This is a genomic window from Paludisphaera soli, assembly GCF_011064595.1.
Classification (GTDB): domain Bacteria; phylum Planctomycetota; class Planctomycetia; order Isosphaerales; family Isosphaeraceae; genus Paludisphaera; species Paludisphaera soli.
Map to the genome: position 1 here is coordinate 1 of NZ_JAALJI010000007.1, position 21,372 is coordinate 21,372.

A 21,372-nucleotide genomic window follows, 5' to 3' on the forward strand; every position below is an offset into this window, starting at 1 on the left:
GTCGAGGCACTGGCGGGAGAGGGCCGACAGCTCGATCTCGGCGACGTTCAGCCACGAGCCGTGCTTCGGCGTGTGGTGGACCTCCAGCTTCCGGACGATCCGTCGGGCCCGCGCGGGCGGGAACGCCTCGTAGAGGCTGGCGACCTTGTGGGTGTTGAGGTTGTCCATCACCAGCACGACTTTCTCGGCCTCCTCGTGGACGTCCTCCACCAGCCAGCAGACCACCTCGGCGAAGTCCTTCGCCGTCCGACGTCCCATGACCTTGACCGCCCGCCAGCCCAGCAGGGGCTCGGCGACCATGAACAGGCTGGTCGTCCCGTTGCGGACGTACTCGTGGTCGACCCGCTCGGGCCATCCCGAGGCCGCGGGGATCGGCGTGGCGGTCTCGCCGACGAGCTGCTTGCTCGCCTCGTCGAGGCAGACCAGCGGGCGTCTCTCGTCGCAGGGGCGGTTATAGACGTCCAGGACGTCCTCCATCGCCGCCACGAACTCGGCGTTCGCCTCCGGCGGGATGCAGACCTCGCGTCGTCGACGCTCACGAAGGAGGCACCGGAGGACGTCGGAGGACGTCGAGGAGACCACGTTCCTGGTCCCTGTAGCTCGAACCCGCGACCAGGCCGTCAGCTTCCAGATCTGCGACGAGTCTCCCCCTGCGGCCCCGGGACCGGCGCGAGCTCGCGAGGGCAGTGGAGCCGGAGGGCGTCGCCCGGTCCGAGAGCCCGAACCGCCGACCGTCCAGGCTTCCCCACCAATACGACCCGGGGCCAGGAGGAGCTGGGGCGATCGTGCGGATGGATCGGGCGAGGTCGCGGAGGTCGTGGGAGTCCGGCAGGTCGAGTGGGCCGAGAGCTGCTCCGGGCCGGCGATCGCGGCCGGGGCGGTCGACCCAAGCTTCCATCCCATGCGTCGGCACCCCGGCCGCACCAGGATGTGGCGAGCCTCGACTGTCTCGGGACGCTCGTCGCGGCCGGGAACCCTTGCACGCCGCACGCGTCGACCACGTTCCTCGGGCCATGGCCACAGGCGGGCGGGTGCCGGACGCGACGAACCCGACGCTTCGATAGGCGGGCTCTCACCTGAGCCGGTCGGGTGATCGACCGCCCCGTCGGGCCCGATCCGCCCCCGCGACGAGACCGCTCCCGGCCTCGCTTCGTCGTCCGCGGCGAGATCACGGCCGTAGGAGGAGCCGCAGACGCTCGACGAATCCGCCTCTCCTCCGACGACAAACCATCCGCTCGGAGGGCGGCCCCGCCATGGATCCGGCCACGGGTCTCGGCGCGCCCTGAGCTGCCCAGGGGCCGGCCGCTCATCCGAGCCCGTCGCCGTGCGATCGGACGGACCTCGAAGGACGATTCGTAGTCCACGGGAGTTCTTCCAATCGTCGCGCTCCGCCATGCGGTTCCACCTCGGCACCCGAAACGCCGCCGGCCGTCTGAGGCCGACTCGCCATGGGGCGATGAATCTTGTGATTCAGGCGCGACCACTTCTTGGCCGCAGCGACGCACGATCGTCCGCCCCCGAAGCTGCGGGAAGGGAGGCTTACTCCTCGCCGAGGCGTGGGTCTACGCCGTCGCGTGCGTCGAGGAGCCGCGACGGCTACCGACATCCGCCCGAGCCGCGCGGTCCTCGAACGGCAAGAACGAACTCGTCGACCTTCCCCGTCGCGGAACGCCTGCACAAGACCACCGTCGACCTCTGCAGGGGCGACATCTCCGGCTCGACGAAAACGACGATTCACTTGCGGGCCATCCTCGCGACTCGAGGTCCCGGCCCAAACCTCGTCGACCTGCCGTGACCGACCAGCGGCGGACCGCTCGGGGTTGGGCCGTTCCACGGTCTTCGATGGAGGATCCTCCTCCGCCTTCGGCGGGATTTGAAACGCGATCGAGTCGTGCTCGAGGCCTCGGGTTGCGCGGCCCCGAGGCTTCCGTTCCCCTTGGACGCCTGGCGAGAGCGTCCATGACCCGCCGCCGCCCTCAGGCCACAAGAGGCGGGCGGCGGGACCGCGGTCGATCGTGCTCCGAATGGCCACGCGGGGAAGGGCCGCGGCGACGTCCTCCGCGCATGCGCACCCAATGGAAGGACGAACACCCTCCGGTCGCCAGGCCGTCGATCGCGTAGGAATTCCCGGCCGGCGGCCGACCGGGTCGCGAGCGGAGCGGACGCTCCACCGGTTGAGGCCTGCCGGCCCATCGGCAAGGCCTGCGGCCGGTCCAGCCGGCCGGGCGTCGGCCGACCCGCGGTGAGCTTCGGATGGCCGAGAGGTCGGGAAAAGCTCAGATAGGCGTGAAGGAGCCCACCGGGCCGGATCCTACGAGGTGGAACCGGCCCAGAATCACGGGGGTGGATCACAGCGCCCTGAGTCTCCGCCTATTCGTGAATTCGATTCACATCTCTCGTTATAGAAGTGACTTACGGCTCATTCACGATGCCGACCCAATTTGGTGAATCCGGGTGCATTCCGTGAATTGATTCGATGGGTCGGCGACGTCCGCCACGCTCGAACTCTGGGCCGGCCCCGCTCCACGCCGCGGATCGGACGAGGCCCTCGCGCCGGCTCATTCACGGATTCCCGCCTCGTTCACGGAATGCGATCGGGCCCGTGAAACAGTCGCAAGTCGTTTTCGTGTATGGATCTCCGGGTCGAATTCACCAAATGCCGCTCGATGGGCGTGCCGTGAACTCGGCCCCCCGCAAGCCTGGCCAGGGCCCGTGCGGGGCGCGCCCGCACCGCCGTAGGTCCGGCTCGTCGCACCCTTCGCCCTCGCATCGTTCCGCACGCGAACGAACGACTCTTGAGAAAACCCCCTCCGTGCATTTCGTCTCGGGCTGGTATCACCGTCGCCGGCGGAGGACGTCCTCCGACTCGTCACCCCGACCGCGAGATTCACGACATGCCGAAGCCCCACCGGCCGACTCCCGGCCCGCATCCCGACGAATGGCCTCGCCTCGACCCGCCCGAACCCCGCTGCGGCCTGCGTAGGCCGGCCTCGGCTTCGACCCGGACGTCTCACGTCCCGGGACGCCCGGCCCCCCGCTCGGAGGGCCGCACCGATGGCTGACGCCCCGTCCGCCGGCCTCGAGCCCCCCCCTTGGCTCCGGCCGACGCGTCGCGGCCGGCTGATCGTCTGGCCGGCCCCTCCCGCCGACGGCGACGGGGCGTCCAGGGAAGCCTGGGCGGCGGCCCGTCGAGAGCGGGCCCTCCGCCGGGCGCCGCACGTGCTTGAGGAGGCGCTCCGGCTGGTCGGGGCGGGATTCACCCTGGCGGCGGCCTGGGCCGCTCACTACGACGGCCGGACGCCTTGCCGCCGGTCCTGGCACCTCGAGGCGGCGATGCGTACGGAGGGCGACGTCCGGACGGCCTTCGGAGGGCGGGCCCTGCTCAACCCGATGATCGTGACCGGCCCGGGCATGGCCCCCGGCGGCGGCTGGCTCGTCCACCTCGAGGCCGACGCCCTCAAGGACGATCCCTAGGAGCCCTCCCGCGTCGAGGCGATCGACGGATTGGACCGGCTCACCGCCGGGATGGGGCCGACCCCGACCTGGGAGTCGCGGCGGGGCCTCCACCTGCTGGCCACGGTCCCCGACGAGTTCGGGAGGGCCTTCCATCGCCGCCTCGCCCGGCACGCGCTCGAGGGCTACCCCGGCCTCGACCTGAGCTTCGGGGGCTACAAGGACGGCGGGGCGAGGAAGGCCTCGTCGGCCATGGTGCCTCCCAGCGAGACCGACGGCGTGTCGCGGGTCTGGCTCGACCGGTCCCTCGTCGCCGCCCCGATGCCCGACCACGCCCTCGGCGTCCTGGGACGGATCGCCCTGGAGCTCGCCGAGGAGGCCGCCGCGCTCCGCCGGGGTCGTGCCGCCACCCCCGCCGATCCCGACGAGCTCGACGACGAGGAGGCGGAGGCCTGGTTCGACTGCCGGGTCGAAAAGCTCCGGGAGGACTTCGAACGGATCGGCCCGGCCATCTCGGGGAGCGGGGGGCATGGCCGGACCTTCGCCGCGCGGTGCCAGATCCTCGAGGCCGGCTTCGAGGACGAGGAGGCGAAGGAGCTGCTCCGGGAGTACAGCGAGGACTACGCCGAGCCCCGTGGTCGGAGGCGGAGCTCGACCACAAGGTCGAGGACGCCGAGGAGGCCGTCGGCTCGAAGCGTACGAAGCGGGAGCGTCTCCGGCGGATGTTCGTCGCCGGCCGGCGACGAGATCGGGCCCGCTCGCCGCAGGGCCTCTGGATCCCGTCGCGGCCGCCCGGCCCCGCTGGGGATGAAGCGTGAAGCCGGGCGACGGCGTCGTCGCCGAAGACATCGAGAGCGAGAAGGCCCCGACGGTTGTGGCGACCGTCGGGGCCGATGAGGAGCACGGCTTGAGACAGCCTAACACGAACGACCCCGACGGCCCGCCCCCATCCCGCGATGATTCACCCTCCGGCGCCGAGGCTCCTCCTCCGGACGCCGCGCCCCCGCCCGACGACGACTGGCGAGCCGCCGCGCGGGCCCTCGCGAGGCGGAGGCCGAGGGAAGCAGGCCGGCGGCCCGGCGTCGGGGCGGCCCCGGCGCATCTCCCGACGGCGTGCGGAGGAGGTCCATGGCCGAGCTCTCGGACGCCGAGCTCGGCCTTCGATGGGGCGACGCCGAGGACGAGGGCTCAGAAGCCGAGCCGGTGATCGACCGGCTCGCGACGCCCGGCCAGTTGACGATCCTCGCGGCCGACGGCGGGGCCGGCAAGTCGCAGCTCGCACTCCGGATCGCGGCCGACGCATCGGCGGGCCGGAGCGTGAGCGACGAGATTCAGGTCGAGCGGCCCCTGCGGATCTTGATCGTCAGCGGCGAGGACCAGGTCAAGACCTCCCTCCGCCCCCGGCTCCGGGCCTACGGCGCGGACATGGCGATGATCGGCTTCGCCGACGCCTCGGTGACGACCCTCGACGAGGCCGGCGACGCCGTCGCGGTCCCGGTCACGATCGCCGACCGCGACTACTGGGACTCCCTGCTGACGCGGACCAGGCCCGACGTCCTGGTGGTCGACCCGCTGCCGAACTACCTCCCCAACGGGGCGTCGTCGAACGACGCCGACCACGTGACCGCCGCGGTCGCGCCCTTCCTGGCCACGGCGCGGAGGCACGGGACGGCCGTGATCGGCGTCGCCCACCTGGCGAAGGCCAAGGATCGTCGCGGCCTCGCGGGCCTGCTCCGCGGCTCGACGGCCTGGTCCGCCTTGGCCCGGCGCGTCTTCCTGCTCGCGCTGACCCCCGGGGCCGAGGGCTCCGGGGTCGTGGTCCACGTCAAGTGCAACGAGGGCCCGAAGATCGCCCCCTTCGGCTACCGCTTCGCGCCGCTGGACCCGGCGACCGCCGTCCGGCCCGGGACGCATTACACGCCGGCGGAGCTCCGGGCGGTCGCGCGGCTCTCGATCATCCAGCTCGACGGCCCGGTCGATCGGGACGACGCCGAGGCCGCCTTCGACGGCGTGCGGCCGAAGGGCCGCCCCGCCTCCGTGGGCCCCGGGCACGCCCGCTGGCTGGCGAAGTTCCTGGCGGCGTCGCCCGGCCGCGAGGCCACGCAGACGGCCATCGTGGAGGCCGCCGGCGAGGCCGGGCACCTCGGCGAACCGATCGGCGTGAGGCTGGACGGGCGGACGGACTACAGGTCCATCAACCCCCTGTATCGAGCGAGGGACGGCGTCCCGATGCTCGGGGGACAGTGGGCCGGGGCCGAGGTCCGGTGCAGGGGCAGGGCCCCGGCGTACTGGACCTTGGTCCTCCCCGCCGTCCCGCCGGAGTCGACCCCGCACGAGCCGACCGCCGGGGCCCCGGGGCCGCAGGGTCGCGAGGAGGCGGCCGAAGAGCCTTCGACCTCGCCGTCCGCGACCGGGGGCTGACCGCCTTCGGTGCGACGCCGCGAATCCGTCTTCGACGTCCCACGCGGCCATCCCTCGCAGGCCGCCGAGATGTGGCCGGCCGGGGCCTCCGGGAGGCCCGGCCGACCCACTTGACCCTGGGCCCACGCTCGACGCTCTTGCGGGCCCGCCTTTCCCCCTTCTACGAATCGGAGTCATTCGCATGCAGCCCGAATGACCATCTCCCGCCCGCCTCGCGGCCCTCGACGTCGCGGCCGACCTTCGGGCGAGCCGGCACCTCGCGGACGTCGTCGTCGAGCCGGCTTCTCGGCCCCTCGCCGAGGCCGGCCTCGACTGCAGGCTGCGGGCCGACCTGCCGGAAGTCGGCCGCCGCATCGTCGTGCCGGTGTGGGAGGGGTGCGACGTCGGGCTGACCCGGGCCCTCGTTCACTTCGACATCGACCCGCTCGACCGTCGACTCGCCGGACTCGCCGCGATGGGCGTGGGCCGCAACTGAGCCCTCCCCGGCGTCTCTCTTTCGGGGGCGTCGCGGCCTCCGAGACCGCGAGGCCGCGGCTCACAACCGGTCGCATCGCCGTCCGCGATCCGTGGCGGGCGCGACCTCAGCGGGCCGCGACTTGAATCTCGTGATTCAGCCCGATCGGACCGCCTGTCGGAAGGCAACGACGCGAAGTCGGGTCATCGCGTCCTTCCTCGAGCGGACGTCCCGGCCACGCTCGACGGGCCGGCGGACGCTCCGGGTCCGGGAGGAAGACGACGGCGCCTCATCCACCGGCGCGGTCGCTCGAACGGGAACGTCCCCTGGATCACACGCCCGGCCCGGCGTTCGGCACGCCGGAGGCCGACGTCCCGAGGTCTCGGGCCGAGGGCGGCCGGGGTCGCGAGACGTGGAAGGCGATCAGGCCCGGGCGCGTCGCCGGGGCTGGCCGATCACGGCGATTGGGAGGAGCATGCCGCCCTCCGCTCCGGCTCCCGGATGAACGAATCGGCGATGCGCAGCGATCGGCTCGTGGAACGGGGCGGACTCAATCCTCGTCCCCAAGCCCCGGGGGCGGCGCGATCGTGACCTCCCCGGTCGCGGCCCACTCGACCCCGCGCCGGAACGTGGCCACGAACCCGGGGGCGCGGACCGAGCGCAGGTCATGTCCCAGGGCCGTGGTGAAGACCCTGCCCTTGCGGTACGGGAGCGTCCACATCACCGGCTCGTCCTCGCCCGACCCGCGGACTCCTTGCGGGCCCGGCCCGCGGTTCTCCGGGTCGTCGTACGCCGTGGCGAGCACCGTGATCCCCGGCTGCATCGCCAGGCCCTGATTCAGCTCGTCGTGCGTGACGAACGAGGCGGGGAGCCCCTCCAGGATCGGGTGATCCGGCGCCTCCAGGTCGACCCGGAAGCCGTGGTAGGGCGAGTGCTTCGCCCCCCCACGCCACGCCCCCCCGATCATGACCTCGTACTCGGGCCAGTCGGCGTGGGCGCTGAGCGCCGCGTGGAAGGCGACGACGCCCTTGCCCCGATCGAGCACCGAGAGCAGGGCGCGTCGCGTCTCCTCGGGCCAAGGAGGGCCGAAGACGCCCGCGTGGTTGGTGAAGTTCAGGACGACCGCGTCGTAGCCGTCGAAGGTCCTCTCGGTGCAGCCGACGGGCTCCTCGTTCGCCCGGACCTCGAACCGGCCGGTCGCCTCGAGCGTGGCGCGGAGCTCCTCGGTGACGGCGCGCCAGTCGTGCATGTCGTAGCCGGCGAGGATCAACACCTGGATCTTCTTCGGGTCCCGGCCGGGCGTCGCGGGGCGCGGGGCCTGGGCGGAAGCGGCCGCGAGGAGCACGATCAGCGACAGCGACGCGAGGACCTTCATGGACGCCCCCGGGAGGATCGACCGCGACTCAGGACGACGGGACGACGGGCGGCTCCAGGAATCTCGTGCAGCGGTGCTCGTGGTCTCGCGCCGGCCTTGGAGGGCCCCGGCAGCATCATCTCGCGCCCCCGGCCGAAAGCAATCCCGAGCCCGACCGCCGGAGACGGTGAGGAGCCGAGGCTGGTGGGGAGGGGGGGCGAGCCGGCCTGCGCGTACAGCCGCGACGGCCGTCTTGAGGCGGCGGCTCGGCCGCGGGCCGAGGGGTTCGTCGTCGACCACGAGCGGGTTGCACGGCCCTGGGGCGGGGTCACCGTCGCGATCGACGAGGATGAGGGGTCCGTCAGACTTCGGAGCCGAGCCCTTGGACGGGGTCCACGTCTCGGAGTTCCACCGTTCGTCGACGTCGCGAAGCACCCGCCCAGGACCCATCCCGGCGTCCTGTTTCAGCGGCGACTCGAAGAGGAGCTGCCGCGAGGATCGAGGCCGCCGGGCGTCTCCGTCAGGCGTTCTACGGCGCGATCGAGGCGGAGGACGTCCTCGTGGTGAATCCACCCGTCGGTCGTACTAACAAGGCGTGCGAGAAGAGGGTTAAGCGGGCCTGGTTCGCTTGCGCATCAGATGGTTCCTCGATATTTTCACCATCGCTTCGCTCGACTCGACCAAGCGTTCGTAGTCGCGGGCCAGCCGGCGGCTGTTCATCAGCCAGGCGAAGGTCCGCTAGACGACCCAACGCCTGGGCAGAACGACGGAGCTCTTCTGATCCTCCGGCTTCCGGATAAGCTCCAGGATCCGGCCGGCGAACAGCTGGGCCCAGCCGACGGCCGCCTCGTAGGCGGCGTCGGCCCAGATCAGCCGCAGCCTGGGGCACCGGCCCTCCAGGCGGACCAGCACCAGCTTCAGGCCGTCGCGGTGCTGGACGCCCGCTGAGCGGACCACGACCGCCAGGAGGAAGCCCAGCTTGTCGACGACGATGTGCCGCTTGCGTCCGGGCGTCCGCCTGCTCGCGTCGCAGCCCCACGCGCCCTCCTCGGCCGTGCGGATCGTCTGGACGTCAACAATGGCCGCCTACGGGCTCTTCCTGCGGCCGTCGGCGTGCCGCAGGCGGGTCCGCAGCACCTCCAGCACCCTGGCCCAGGTGCCGTCGAGACGCCGGCGGCGGTAGTAGTGGACCGTGCCCCAGGGGGGCAGGTTGTTGGGGAACATCCGCCAGGGGACGCCCCCGCGGACGACCTACAGCACGCCGTCCAGGACCTCGCGCAGGTCGACCGACTGCGGGCGGCCGCCCGGCTTGGCTTTGGCCAGCAGCGGCCGCACAAGCTCCGACTGCTCGTCGGTCAGGTCGGTGGAGCAGCTCTTGCACCTCATGACCAACCTAGCCTGCGAAATCCGGGCCGTGCAACCTACATCTCACACGGATTCTTAGACAGGGAGGGGCGAGAGCGGCACCGGGCGACCGAATACGCCTCGGCTCCAAAATCCTTGTGAAAAGATCTTGCGTGCGTGTCTGGCGTGATCCAGGCGCCCGGAATCCGCATGCCTCGATTGCCGACGGCCGTCGCTTCCAAGCCTCACGGATCGAATCGGATCGAGAGGCGTCGGAGCCGACCGTCGCGCCTCCGGCCCACGCGCGGGGCGGGATTCGGAGGCTCCCGCCGTCGGCCGCGATGACCACCTGCGGGAAGTCCGAGCGGGCCGAAGCGGCGAGGGCCCCTTCCGGGCCGACGCGGAGCATCGCTCGATGCCTACGTCCCGAACCTCGCGCAAGATGACCGGAATCGACGCCTGGGATCCGTATCGCGATGTGAAATCGACGGGTCCCTTGCATGGCTATCGCCGGTCTACTAGAAAAGATCCTGGAGACGCCGAGAAGTCCTGGAAGGTCTCTTCTAGCTCGGTGCCCTGCACCGGGGCGGCGTTGCGCCGCCCGAGTTTTTCGCCGAACATCCGTCACAACGAAGGCTGTTTCAGACTCGCTTCTCGGTGGGAGTACCCCTCCCGGCGGGGCGGGTCTGGGACAACCCCGCCGGACGGGGTTCCGCCCCGCCGGGAGGGGTACTCCCACCGGCGAGTCAGAGAGCCTTCGATGTCCCAGGTCTTGTGGTAGACGGACCGACCAGGCGGGGGCGGGCGGCCCGGATGATCTCCGGGTCGCCCGCCCTTTCGTACCGAATAAACCGACGATCAACCCCGCGAGCGGAGGCCTTTCCGTGGACGCGCCGATCCGCCTGGAGGACGTCCGACGCGCCTGGGAAGCGAGGGACCCGGAGACGGTCGCCCTCGTCGTCGACCTCGCCCGCCAGTCCGACCCGGAGCCCGAGACGCCCCTCCGCGACGGGGCGCCGACCTTCGCCTCGTACCTGGCCGAGGTCCGCTCGCGAGAGTTCCGGCGGAAGCCGCCGGAGGAGCAGGCGAGCGAACGGCGGTCCAGGCTCCGGGCCCTGGAGTCTCCGGACGCCGAGGTGCCGCCGCCGGACCGCCTGAAGCTGCATGCCGTCCTGGAGGAACTCTGGGCCGACGGCGGGCCCGTCGCCCGGTCGTGGTTTCTGCGGATCGTCGCCGAGATCCCGGCGCGATACGGGGCGTGGAAGGCGATCAAGCGGATCTTCAAGGAGGCCGAGGCCCGCGGCGACGCCGAGGTCTTCGCCGCGCTCGCGGCTCGGTTCGACGAACTCCAGGCGGGGGAGGGGGGCGAGGTCGGCCGGGGCACCCTGGCCTATCTCCGACGCCGCGGCTGGAGGGCCCTCCGCCGGGCGGCCGAGCGCCTCCCCTCCTCGTACGCCGACCTCGCGTGCGACCTGCTCGCCCGCTACGGCGAGGACGCGCGATGGCCGCAGACCTGGATCGCCAACCACATCTTCTTCCACGAGGCCGGCGGCTACGGCCGCGACGGCTTCCGCCGCTCGCCGGCCGTGCACTCGGGCGACCTCCTGAAGCATCGCGCCTACCCCGACCTCTGGAGGCGCACCCCGAGGCCCCTGTTCGGGCTCCTGGAACGGGCCCGCAGCGACCGCGTCAGGAAGTTCGCGGCCGAGGCCCTGAAGGCCGACTTCCGGGCCTCGCTGCGCGAGGTCGAGCCGTCGTGGGTCGCCCGGCTGGTGGGCGTGCGGAGCGGGCCGGTCGACGCGTTCGTCGTCTGGGTCCTGTCGAACGTCCCCAGGTTCGAGCAGTCGGCGTTCCGCGCGCTCGGCCTCCACGAAGCCGTCCTGACGTTGTTCGACTCGCCGTCGGACGAGGCCCGCGCCTACGCCGCCGGCTACGCCCGGACGCACGCCCGCGACCTGCCGGTCGACGAGCTGATCCGCCTGGCGGACAACGACCATGCGGCCGTGAGGAGGCTCGCCGCCGACCTGCTCGGCGACCGCGACCCGCGGGGCGAGGTCGGGCTGGAGGCCTGGGGCCGGCTCCTGAACACCGAGCACGGCTCGAAGCTCGCCGCCGACGTCATCCGCAAACACTTCGGCGCGAAGGAGCTGACGCCCGACTGGTTCCGGGCCCACCTCTTCACCGAGAATCCCGAGGCCTTCGAGTTCCTCAAGGGCTCGCTGGCGAGGATCCATCCGACCGAGAAGCTGGGGGCCGCGTTCTTCCGCGACCTGATCGGCGCGCTCAAGGGGGTGGACGACGACGCCTCGCAAATGGTGGCCCCCTTCGCCCTGGGCGAGCTGGCGAGGTTCGACCTCGACGCCATGCCCCCCGACTTCCTCCGCCGACTCCTGGTCGACCCGACGACCCGAGTGCAGGCCGCCCGGTGGGTCGACCAGGGGAAGCTCAAGGCCCCGTCCGTCGGGATCGACTTCCTCAAGGCGCTGGCCTATGAGCCCGACTTCGCGGCCCATCCCTGGATCGAGGAGTTCCGCCGGACCGGGCCGGACTGGGCTCGCAACCTCGCGTTCGACCAACGGCTCGCCGACCGCGTGCTGGTCTGGCTGGCCGACGTCCGCAAGGTCCCGCCGGCCGACATCGGGTTCGACTGGCTCATGACGCTGGTGGCCCGATCCGAGGCGGGCTACCACGAGTTCGCGGTGGGCGTGCTGTCCAAGGGCTACGTCCCGGCGGACTTCGCCACCCGCGAGGCCGCCGGCGGCCCGGCCCCGGCCGCCGGCCCGGTCGACCTCAAGGGGGCGTCGTTCCTGTTCACCGGCAAGATGGCGACCCTCAAGCGGAAGGACGCCGAGGACCAGGTGAAGGCGTCGGGCGGGACGGTTTCCGGGGGCGTCACGGCGAAGCTCCATTATCTGGTGATCGGCGACGACGGCTCCCCCCTCTACGGCCACGGCAAGAAGGGGGACAAGCAGACCAAGGCCGAGTCGCTCAACGCCTCGGGCGCGAACATCAAGATCATCTCCGAGACGGCCTTCCTGAAGATGCTCGCCGCGGGCGTCCAGGAGGTTTCGGCCGACGCCACCCTCGCCGGCTGCGAGCGACTCTGGGAGATGGCCACGGCACCCGGGCCGGCCGACGCCCCCAAGGCCCGTTTCGCGATCGAGTACCTGCTCAGGCATCACCCCGACGTCGCCCTGGCGAAGACGGAGAGGCCCGTCGACCCGGGCGCGGAGATCCCCGCCGAATTCCTCGCGTTCGCGCGGGTCGAGCCGCTCTTTTACGAGACCCGCAGGCCGCTCCGCGACTTCGCCCTGGAGCTGGCGCGGTGGGAGTTCGCCCGCTGGGCCCCGCCGTCCGAGGCCCTGGTGAGGCTGGCCGAGAGCCCCCACGCGGACGTCCGCCGGTTCGTCGCCGACGCCCTGCTCGCCGACGGATCGCCCGAGAATCGCCGGTTCCGGATCGACCCCGAGGGCCTGAGCCCCGAGGCCGCGTACGCCTTCTGCGAGTCGGCCGACGCCTCGACGCGGGAGCTGGGCATGCAGCTCGTCGGCCGCTCCCCGAGGCTGAGGGCCCCGGAGGAGCTGTTCCGCCTGACTGAGAGCCCCGACCGGCGGATGCGCGCGTTCGCGATCCGGGCCCTGTGGTCGCTCTACCGCGACCGGGGGACCACGGCCGGATGGAAGCCCGCGCCGCCGCCGGCGCCGACGATCGGCGCGGGGGCGAGGAAGGCCGCGACGGCCGCCGCCGAGGCCCGAGGCACGGGCGCCCCGGCCCGCCCCGACCGCCTCCCGGCCGAGCCGAAGGGGATGTGGCTCATGCTCCGGCGCTCGCTGTTCGAACTCCCCCCGCCGAGGCCCGAGAAGGGGGATGCGGCCGGGGGCGCGGAAAAGCTCAGGCCCTTGCCCGCGGGCCAGGCGAAGCTCGCCCTGATGGAGGTCATGCGCGACCTGGCCGTCGAGGACGTCGCGTTCGCCAGGGGCGCCCTGCCGCTGATGGAGGAATTCCTGCCGTCGCGGGGGAGGAGCGAGCGGTCCGCCTGCCTGGTGGCCGTCACCCGGATCCGCCACGCCTGGCCCGAACTCCGCCGGGAGATCGAGGGGGAGTCCCCGTGAGCGCGACGATCGACTACACCATCCCTTTCCGAGGCCGACTCAAGGCGATCGCCGGCCTCGGGTCGACGATCGCCCTCGTCGCGGGCCATCCCCAGGGCCGGCCGACGGGGCTGCACTGGGTGCACCTGGGGGACGACCGCCCCCGATCGGCGCGGGAGGACCTCCCCGGGGGGCTCGCGATCGTCGCCGATGGCGACGCGGTCTGGGTCGCCGGGACCGACGGCCAGGTGTACCGGGCGCCGCTCGAAGGGGCGCCGAAGCCGGTCGGGCCGAAGTTCGACGGCGAGCCGAAGGCCCTCGTCCTCCTGTCCGACGATCGGCTCGGGGTCCTGGTGGGCCGGGAGGTCAAGGTCCTCGCGCGGAAGGACGGCAAGCTCCGGCAGTCGATCGATCTGCCCGAGCCGGGCTCGGCCGTGGCGAGCGACCCGGCGGGCCGATGGATGGCGGTCGGAACGAGCGGCGGCCTCGTCTCGATCTTCGAGTCCGAGACGTCGCCCGAGTTCGTCGCGGGGGACTCCGCACGGCTGCACGAGGGGGAGGTCACGGCGATCCTCTTCGAACGCGAGGACCTCCGCTTCTTCTCGGCCGGCGCGGATAGGAAGCTCCTCACGACGCACGCCCGGGGGAGGCTGGAGCCTGAAGACAAGGGGCGGAGCAACAACCACGCCGACCGCGTGACGGCCCTGATCTGGGGGCCGGAGGACCGGCTCCTCTCCGGCGGCCTCGACGGCGCGGTCAAGTCGTGGCCCCGAACGGGCGGGGTCAAGCCGACGACGCACAAGGACGGCGTGGTGGGCGTCGTCGCTCTCGCCCTGGTCAAGCGGCATGGGCGCGACCATCTGGTCGTCGGGGGCGTGGACGACACGCTCCGCACGCTCGCGATCGACGCGACGGGGAAGCCGGCGGCGCTCCTGCTCCGCGGCCGCGACGCGATGGCGTGGACGACGGCCGATCTCGCGGGGGACGACCCTCGCGCCCGCGAGGCCGCCATCCGCCGGCTCGCCGAATTCGACGACGCGGAGTCGCTCCCGCTGCTGGCCGAGCAGGCCACGCGCGATCCCGATCACGGGCTACGCCTCCTCGCCGCGCGGCTCCTCGGCGAGTCGGACGAGGCACGGGCTTCGACGCTCCTGGAAGGGCTGCTCTCGCACGCGGAGGCCGCCGTCCGCTCGGCCGCGTTCGAGGGCCTGAGGCGACGCGAGGGCGAGGCCGACCTGCGCATCCTGGACCTGGCCCTCAAGGCCGAGAAGCCCGAGATCGGCACGCTCGCCGTCGAGGCGTTGGGGAGGCTCGCAACCGGGGACGAAGAGGCGCTGAGCCGCCTGACGAGCTCCCTCGCGGCCAAGACCCCGGAGGTGCGGCAGGCCGCGCTCGTCGCCCTCGAATCGGCCTATCCGGCCGACTCGCCCGAGGCGGACCTGGTCGCCCTCGCGGCGCGACACGCCGACGTGAGGGGGGCGGCGCTCCTCCGGCTGTCCGCCCGCAAGTTGCTGGGCGACCCCGCCGCGCAGTCCGCCCTCCGCCGCCGGACCGAGGACCCCGACGCCGACGTCCGTCGGGTCGCCTTCCTCCTGTCGCTCGGCACCCGTCCGAACCTGCTCCGGGCCCTGCGATCGCGCGACCCCGAGCTGGAACGTCAGCTCGCCGACCTCGAAGGCCGCGCCGAGGCGCCGGCGCCCGTCGAGCCCGCGAAGAAGGGCCGTGGGGAGCCGACGGAGAAGGCCGCGGCGCTCTCGGCCGAGGACCTGTCGCCGCTGCTCCAGGCCGCGGCCGCGCGCCCCCTCGACACGAGCCTGCGGGGCGCCCGCGGGCTGGCCGTCCTGGGCGACCCGAGGGCCTTCGGCCTCCTGCTGCAGCTGAGTCGCGAGGAGGACAAGGACGCCCGCGTCGAGGTCTGCCGCGCGATGGCCGCCCTGGACGACCCCCGCGCCGCCGAGCGGCTGAGGTCGCTTCTGTACGACCCGGAGCTGATCGTCCGGGATGCGGCGTTCACGGCCCTGGCGCGTCTCTTCGAAGGCGAGCCGCTGAAGGCGGCCGAGGCGGGGCTGTCCGCCCCGTCGGAGAACGTCCGCCAGCGGGGCTTGCAGCTGCTTGTCGCCGAGGCGCGCAAGGCCCGGTCCCCCGGGCCGGAGGGTCGCGTCTCGACGATGCTGGCCGACGCCCTGAACGACTCGATCGCGAAGGTCCGCGCCGAGGCGTTCAAGGCCGCCCTCAACCTCAAGTTCGGCGGGGGAGGCGCGTCGACCCTGAGGTTCGCCATGAGGAGCCGGCACGCCGACGTCCGCCGCGAGGCGATGACCGAGGCCATGGCGAGCGTCGGCGAACCGGGCGGTTGGGAGGTGGTCTACGAGTTCCTCAACGACCCCGACCCCACGCTGCGGGCCGAGGCGTACGCCTTCGCGGCCAAGAAGGCCAAGGGCCTGGAGACGCTCGACGCGGCGCTAGGCTCGCGATACCCCGACCTGCGCAAGGCGGCCGTCGAGGGGCTCGTCAAGAAGCACACGGCCGCGGCCCAGAAGCTCCTCGCCCGCGCCCTCGACGACGAGGAGGAGGACGTCCGCCTCGCCGCGCTTGAGGCCCTCGTCGAGGCCGATTCCCTCCCGATCCTGAAAGCGGCGGTCGGGAACGCCCACGCCGACGTCCGCCTCCGCGCGGCCTGCGCCCTGGCCCGCCACGGCGACCCAGCCGCCCTGGAGCCGTTGCTCGCGATCGCGACGGAACCCGAGCCCCCCGAAGCGGAGGGGAAGAAGGAGTGGCTGGCCCAGGCGGAGTCGGCGCTGCTCGGCCTCGGCAGGCTCGAGGACGCCTCCGCCCTCACGGTCCTCATCCCCCTGATCGACGGCCCGCACGAGCCGATCCGCCGGGCCGCCGCGCGGGCGCTGGCCTCGGTCGCCCCGCCGGACCGGCCCGCCGCGCTCCGCGATGCGATGAGGCACCACGACCCGGCGGTCCGCGACCTCGCGGCGTTGGGGCTGGCCTATCTCGGCGACGCCTCGGCCGGGCCCCTCGTCCTCTCCGACTCCGCGAAGTCGCTCGGGCCGGACGAGAAGATCGCGGCCGCCCTCGCCCTGTCGGGCACGGCGGCCGGCGACGGGCATCTCGTCGCCTCGCTCGACGACAAGGACGACACGGTGCGGGCCCGGGCGCTCCTGCTGCTCCTGCTGATGGAGTGGAAGGCGCCCCGCGAGGGCCTGGCGCCCGGGCTGGCGGCCCTCGCCAGCCGGGAGGCCCGCACGCGGCTCGTCGCGGCCGAGGCCCTGGAGTCGATGGCCGACCCGGCGGAGTTCGCCGCCTTCCTCCTGAGGTTGATCAACGACCGCGGCGAGAAGCCCGCCTGGACGATCCCCGGGGCCGTCCTGGATGACCTCGCCGAGCTGCTCTTCCACGCCCCCCCCCGGCTCCGCGCCCGCTCCTCGGAGCTGCTCCGCCGCCTCGAGGACGACGAGCAGGACGGATGGGACCAGGCCTGGTCGATCCACGCGACGCGTTACGCCGCCGAGATCGCCGCCCTGCGCAAGGCCGCGAAGGCGCGACTCGCCCGCAAATCCGAGCACACCCCGGAGAGCCTCCGCGAGCTGGCCTTCGGCGCCTACGTGGGGCTCGTCCGCGAGCAGGGCGGGTCGCGCCGGAAGGGCCCCGACCCCGCCGTGCTGCGAGTCAGGCAGGCGGCGCTAGGCCGGCTCGCGGCCCTGGCCAAGGCCGACCCCGCGGCCGCCGAGCCGGTGCGCCCGGTGCTGGTGCAGGCCCTCGGCGACCCGAACGCGGCGATCCGCCTGGCGGCCTTCGAGGCGTTGCCGCATCTGGGCGTCGAGCCCGCGGCCCTGGCGGCCGAGGCGCTGGGGACCGGCCACCTGGACCTCGGCGTGAAGGCCCTGGAGATCCTCGCCTCGGGCGGGGCCACGGCCGAGGGGCGCCGCGTCCTCGACGCGGCGATGCTCTCGCGCAGGGACGACCTGGCGATCGAGGCGGCCCGGCTCCTCATGGGGCGCGAAGGGATCGCGCCGGTCGCGAGCCGGGCGATCGAGGGCGCCTACGAGCCGCTCCGTAAGGCCGCCGTGTCGTGGCTGCTCGACGAGTACGACAAGGGCGAGGAGGCGCGAAAGGCCCTCCGGGCCGCTCTCTCGTCCCGCCACGAGACCGTCCGCGAAGCAGCCGCGATGGCCCTGGCCGCCAAGAAGGACCCCTCCGCGTTCGAAGCCCTGGTCGACCTGATGAAGGCGGCGCCCTGTCCGGAAATCGCCCGCCGCTCCATGAACGCCCTCGTCACGCTGGGCGACCCCCGCGCCGCGGGGGCCTTCCTCGACCGCGTGGAGGACGACCCGTCGGGGACCGCGCCGGCCGACGAGCTGATCCGGGCCGCGGGCGGATTCGCCCTCCCCGAGATCGCCGACCGCCTCTTCGCGCTCTGGGACAAGGACCGAAAACGCGGCCCGGCGATCCAGCAGGCGCTCCTGGCGGCGAGCGGCCACGACCAGAGGATCGAGGACCCCGAGGACGAGTCCCCCGATCGCGAGTGGGAGGCGAAGCAGCGCCCGAGGCGTGACGAGATCCTGGCCCGGCTCCTCGCCCGGGTCGCGGCCCCGGGGGAGAAAGGCGCCCTCGCTCTCCTCCGGGCGGCCCGGTGGTCGAGGTCGAACGAGGTCGACCCCGTCCTCGCCGGCCTGGTCGCCCACCCCGACGAGACGCTCCGGCGGGGGGCGATCGAGGCGATCGGCTGGCGGCTCCGCAGGCGATCCGGCGACCCGACCGCCCTGGTGAAGGCGTTGGCGTCCAAGGACCCCGTGGCGCAGCTCCTCGCGGCCGAGGGCCTGGCCCGGGTAGGCCGGCCGGAGGGGCTCTCGGTGCTCCTGGCGAGCGTGGAGTACGTCGCGGAGCTGCCCCTCCGCCGCCGGGCGGTCCTGGCGCTCGGCGAGCTGGCCGACGAGCGGGCCGCGGAACTCCTCATCAAGCTCGCCTCCGACGACGCCCACGCCCTCAACGAGGCCGCGGCGGAGGCGATCGGCCACCTCGGGCGATCCAGGCGGTCCGACGAGGCCTGGCGCCTGCTGGAGCGGCTCGCGCGGGGGAGCGGCGGCGTGGCCTGCCAGGCGCACAAGGGGCTCCGCTGGCTCGACACTCCTTCGGCTTGGGCGGTCCTCCGCAGCCGCGCCGCCGACCACTCGGCGCCGTTCCAGGAGGTGGCCGTCGAGCAGCTCGCCTTCAACGACGACCCGGCCACCCGCGACCTGTTGCTGCGGCTCATCCGCGAGGAATCGCCCTCCTCGGTCGAGGAGGCCGCCTACGCCGCGGCCCGCAAGCTTTGGGGGGCCGACGCCCTGGAGCCCGACGAGGCCCTGCTCCAGAATCCCTACCCCGAGTACGTCGACGAGTACGAGGAGGCGCTGAGGCGCGTCTGCGAACGTTCCTCGCCGTCGAGGATCTTCGCCATCCTCCCCTTCTGCCGGGATGACGACGTCCGCAAGGCCCTGAGGCGGGCGGTGCTCACGAGGGACGATCTCCCGGTCGACGAGGCGAGGCGCGTGATCGAAAGCGCCGATCCGGTCGTCGCGGGCCTCGCGGCCCACGTCCTGGGAAGGGCCGGGGCGGCGTCCGAGGGGGCTTCGGCATCGGTGGCCTCGGCCCTGTCGCGCTGGTGGACGACCTGGCTCGAACGGCGGCGGACCTCCCCGGCCCGGGTCGATCCCGACGAGGATTCGCCAGATCGGCCGGTCGTCGAATGCCTCGGTTACCTCGCCTGGTCGGCCGGCCGGCTGGGCGTCGGGGGCGAGACCCTCGCGGCCATGACGAAGGTCGCGGGCGCCGATCGAGACGCGGCCGACGTGCGGCGGTCGGCGGTCGAGGCGCTGGCGTCTTCGCCCGCGAGCCGGTCCGACGTCGCCGCCCTGGCGGGTGCGGCCGAGACGCTGGACCCCGAATTCCGCGCCCTGGCGGCCCAGGCGGTCGCCGCGGACGCCCCCGAGCGGGTCGTCGCGCTGGCGGAGCGGCTGCTCGCCGACCGCTCGGCCTTCGGCCGGCTGGCGCGCGACGAGTCTCCTCGACTCTCCGGCCTGCTCCGGGACGCGGCCCGGCAGAGCCACTATCAGGGCGTGGCGCTGCCGTACCTGATCAGGGCCGGCGACGTGGAGGGCCTCGCCGCCGTGGCGGGGGACCGCTCGCTCTCCGAGGCCGCGCGGCTCGGGGCGATCGAGGCCATCGCGGCCGTAGCGACCGACCCCGCCGACGAGGCGCTCCGCAAGGTCGGCCTCGACGAACGCGAGGACGAGGCCCTCCGCAAGGCCGCCTGGCGGGGGCTGCGACGGTCGAAGCGCGCGAGGGAGCCCAGGCGGCCCAGGCCCAGAACCCCCAGGGGGCGCGGATGAGCGACGAGACCCCGACTCCCGAAGTCCCGCCCGACGAGACCCCCGCCCCCGAGCGGACGGAGGTCCACCTCGCCTACGAGGGGGCCAGCCGCCTGATCAGCTCCGAGGGCTCGGCCCGGCTCGCGCTCGCCGCCAACGTCCTCCGCGACCCGGCGCGGTTCGACGGCGTGATCCGGGACCCGATCCGCTTCCGCGAGGCCATGTCGGCCCTCCACGCGGTCGTCGCGAGCGACATGCGGTATCGGCCCAAGGATCGCACCGCCTACCTAGCCTACACGAGGATGAGGCGCGACTCGTCCGGGCTCGACGCCTGGCAGGCGCAGCGCGAGTATTTCTCGTGGCTCCTGCGGAACGACCCGCTGGCGTTCGTGATCCTCGACCCGGTGGTGACGGTCCACCCCGACCAGGTCCTCTTCGAGGTCTTCAGCAAGGACGAGGGGGCTTACGCCAAGCTCGGCGTCGACCGCGAGTGCTTCGCCTCGGAGGCCGAGCCGACTTACGGCACCACGAACGTCGACTTCAGCCCGTCGCTGTACCGGGGCCTCCAGCAGATGCGCTCTTACCGGGAGACCCGCCTGACCATCGGCCGTGAGGGCGTGGGCCTCGCGACGAAAACTGCCGGCGAGGTCCTTGAGAAGACGATCCGCGTCCCCGACTCCTGGCTCCGCGGGTTCCTCCAGGTCCAGTCGTCCGCCGCCCTGCCGAGGGACTCGTTCTCCCTGAGGCCGATCGACCTGTACAACGCCCTGAGGCACCTGCGGCTCCACGCCGACGAGAAGGGCCGGCGCCGGGGACTCCGGGTCGAGCTGATGCCGGGCCGGCCGCCGCTGCTCGTGCTGGAACCGTGGAACGAGGTCGTCCCGACGACGGCCGGGGCCTACAAGGGGAAGTCGGCGAAGGTCGCCCGCGTGTGGGGCCGTCGCCGCCTGATGCTGCTCCAGAGGTTCCTGCCGTTCGTTGAGGAGGTCGACGTCCATCTCCTGGGGAGCGGCCTGCCCAGCTTCTGGGTCCTCCGCGGCCGGGGGATGACGCTCACGATCGGGCTCACCGGGTTCACCGCGGCGAACTGGTCGCAGGCCCTGAATTTCGACCTGCTCCTGCCCCGGAAGGCCGACCCCGGCGGCAAGTCGCTCGACGCCGTGCTGAACCACCTGGAAGGCCGCTGGTCGGCCGGGGCGGGGGAGCTGGCGAAGGCGACGAAGCTCTCGTGGCCCGCGCTGACGGAGGCGCTCCAGCTCGGCTGCCAGCAGGGGCGGATCATGTACGACATCGCGGCCGACGTGTACCGCCTCCGCCCCCTGACCGACGCGCCCCTCGACCTCGTGCGGCTCGAGTACCGCGACCCCCGAGAGCGCCAGGCTCACGACCTCCTCGTGCGCCGGGGCGCGGTGGCGATCGTCGGTGAGAACCGCGTCCCGGGCGCCGGCCTGGAGCTGACGGGACGGGTGACGGTCGAGGAGGACAAGCGGGAATACCGTCCGCAGATGCTCCTGGCCGACGAGGGGCAAGTCACGAGAGCGGACTGCACCTGCGCCTTCCACCGCAAGCAGGGGCTGAAGGCGGGGCCGTGCGTCCACCTCGTCGCCCTGAGGCTCGCCTACGCCGCCCGCGAGTCCGACCGCGCCTCGGGGCGCGCCCCGGCCGAGACGATCACGGCCGAGACCCGCGCCTTCAGCCGGCGCGACGACTCGGGCGAGGACGTCTATCAGGTCACCCTCGATCGCCGTCGGCTGAAGGTCCGCTGGGGACGCGCCGACGGGCCCTCGCGGCTCCAGACGCTCGCCTTCGACTCCGTCGACGAGGCGAGGGCCGCCTACCTCGACCGCGTCGCCGACCTCACCGCCCGCGGATTCCTCGACGCCTTCGCAGGATAAT

11 protein-coding genes are annotated in these 21,372 nt (G+C 73.1%); 6 read left to right on the forward strand and 5 right to left on the reverse strand.

Translation table 11 applies throughout. The features are described 5' to 3' along the window. A partial coding sequence (locus G6O68_RS11040) for an IS630 family transposase (RefSeq protein ID WP_165247623.1) occupies positions 1-582 on the reverse strand: 582 nt, incomplete at its 3' end. Positions 583-3,054: 2,472 nt separating this feature from the next. On the opposite strand from G6O68_RS11040, the gene G6O68_RS11045 reads away from it, so the two are divergent. The 3 genes from G6O68_RS11045 (at position 3,055) to G6O68_RS11055 (ending at position 5,874) form a co-directional block, all read left to right on the forward strand. Beyond that, a complete protein-coding gene (locus G6O68_RS11045) occupies positions 3,055-3,474 on the forward strand; it encodes a hypothetical protein (RefSeq protein WP_165247625.1) in 420 nt (139 codons plus the stop codon). A gap of 30 nt (positions 3,475-3,504) precedes the next feature. After that, on the forward strand, positions 3,505-4,350 hold the full coding sequence (locus G6O68_RS11050; protein WP_165247627.1) for a hypothetical protein: 846 nt from the start codon (positions 3,505-3,507) through the stop codon (positions 4,348-4,350). Between the two features lie 231 nt (positions 4,351-4,581). After that, entirely contained in the window at positions 4,582-5,874 is a 1,293-nt protein-coding gene (locus G6O68_RS11055; protein WP_165247629.1) for an AAA family ATPase, read from the forward strand. A 1,004-nt stretch (positions 5,875-6,878) separates the two neighbouring features. On the opposite strand, the gene G6O68_RS11060 is transcribed toward G6O68_RS11055, so the two are convergent. From G6O68_RS11060 to G6O68_RS33240, 4 genes are all read right to left on the reverse strand, one after another. Then, positions 6,879-7,703, reverse strand: a complete 825-nt coding sequence (locus G6O68_RS11060) for a ThuA domain-containing protein (protein ID WP_165247631.1) — start codon at positions 7,701-7,703, stop codon at positions 6,879-6,881. Positions 7,704-8,420: 717 nt separating this feature from the next. Continuing rightward, entirely contained in the window at positions 8,421-8,762 is a 342-nt protein-coding gene (locus G6O68_RS11070; RefSeq protein WP_165248087.1) for a transposase, read from the reverse strand. A gap of 6 nt (positions 8,763-8,768) precedes the next feature. Further along, positions 8,769-8,906 (reverse strand): hypothetical protein, encoded by a 138-nt coding sequence (locus tag G6O68_RS11075; protein ID WP_165247635.1) that lies wholly within the window; start codon positions 8,904-8,906, stop codon positions 8,769-8,771. A 27-nt stretch (positions 8,907-8,933) separates the two neighbouring features. After that, a complete protein-coding gene (locus G6O68_RS33240; protein WP_165247637.1) occupies positions 8,934-9,068 on the reverse strand; it encodes a transposase in 135 nt (44 codons plus the stop codon). A gap of 842 nt (positions 9,069-9,910) precedes the next feature. On the opposite strand from G6O68_RS33240, the gene G6O68_RS11085 reads away from it, so the two are divergent. From G6O68_RS11085 to G6O68_RS11095, 3 genes are read left to right on the forward strand one after another with little or no spacing between them, the layout of a single operon-like run. Then, a complete protein-coding gene (locus tag G6O68_RS11085; RefSeq protein ID WP_240911125.1) occupies positions 9,911-13,138 on the forward strand; it encodes a BRCT domain-containing protein in 3,228 nt (1,075 codons plus the stop codon). Then, entirely contained in the window at positions 13,135-19,497 is a 6,363-nt protein-coding gene (locus tag G6O68_RS11090; RefSeq protein ID WP_165247641.1) for a HEAT repeat domain-containing protein, read from the forward strand. Before G6O68_RS11085 ends, G6O68_RS11090 begins: the two co-directional genes overlap by 4 nt. Further along, a complete protein-coding gene (locus G6O68_RS11095) occupies positions 19,494-21,371 on the forward strand; it encodes an SWIM zinc finger family protein (RefSeq protein ID WP_165247643.1) in 1,878 nt (625 codons plus the stop codon). Before G6O68_RS11090 ends, G6O68_RS11095 begins: the two co-directional genes overlap by 4 nt. The last annotated feature ends 1 nt before the right edge of the window (position 21,372 follow it).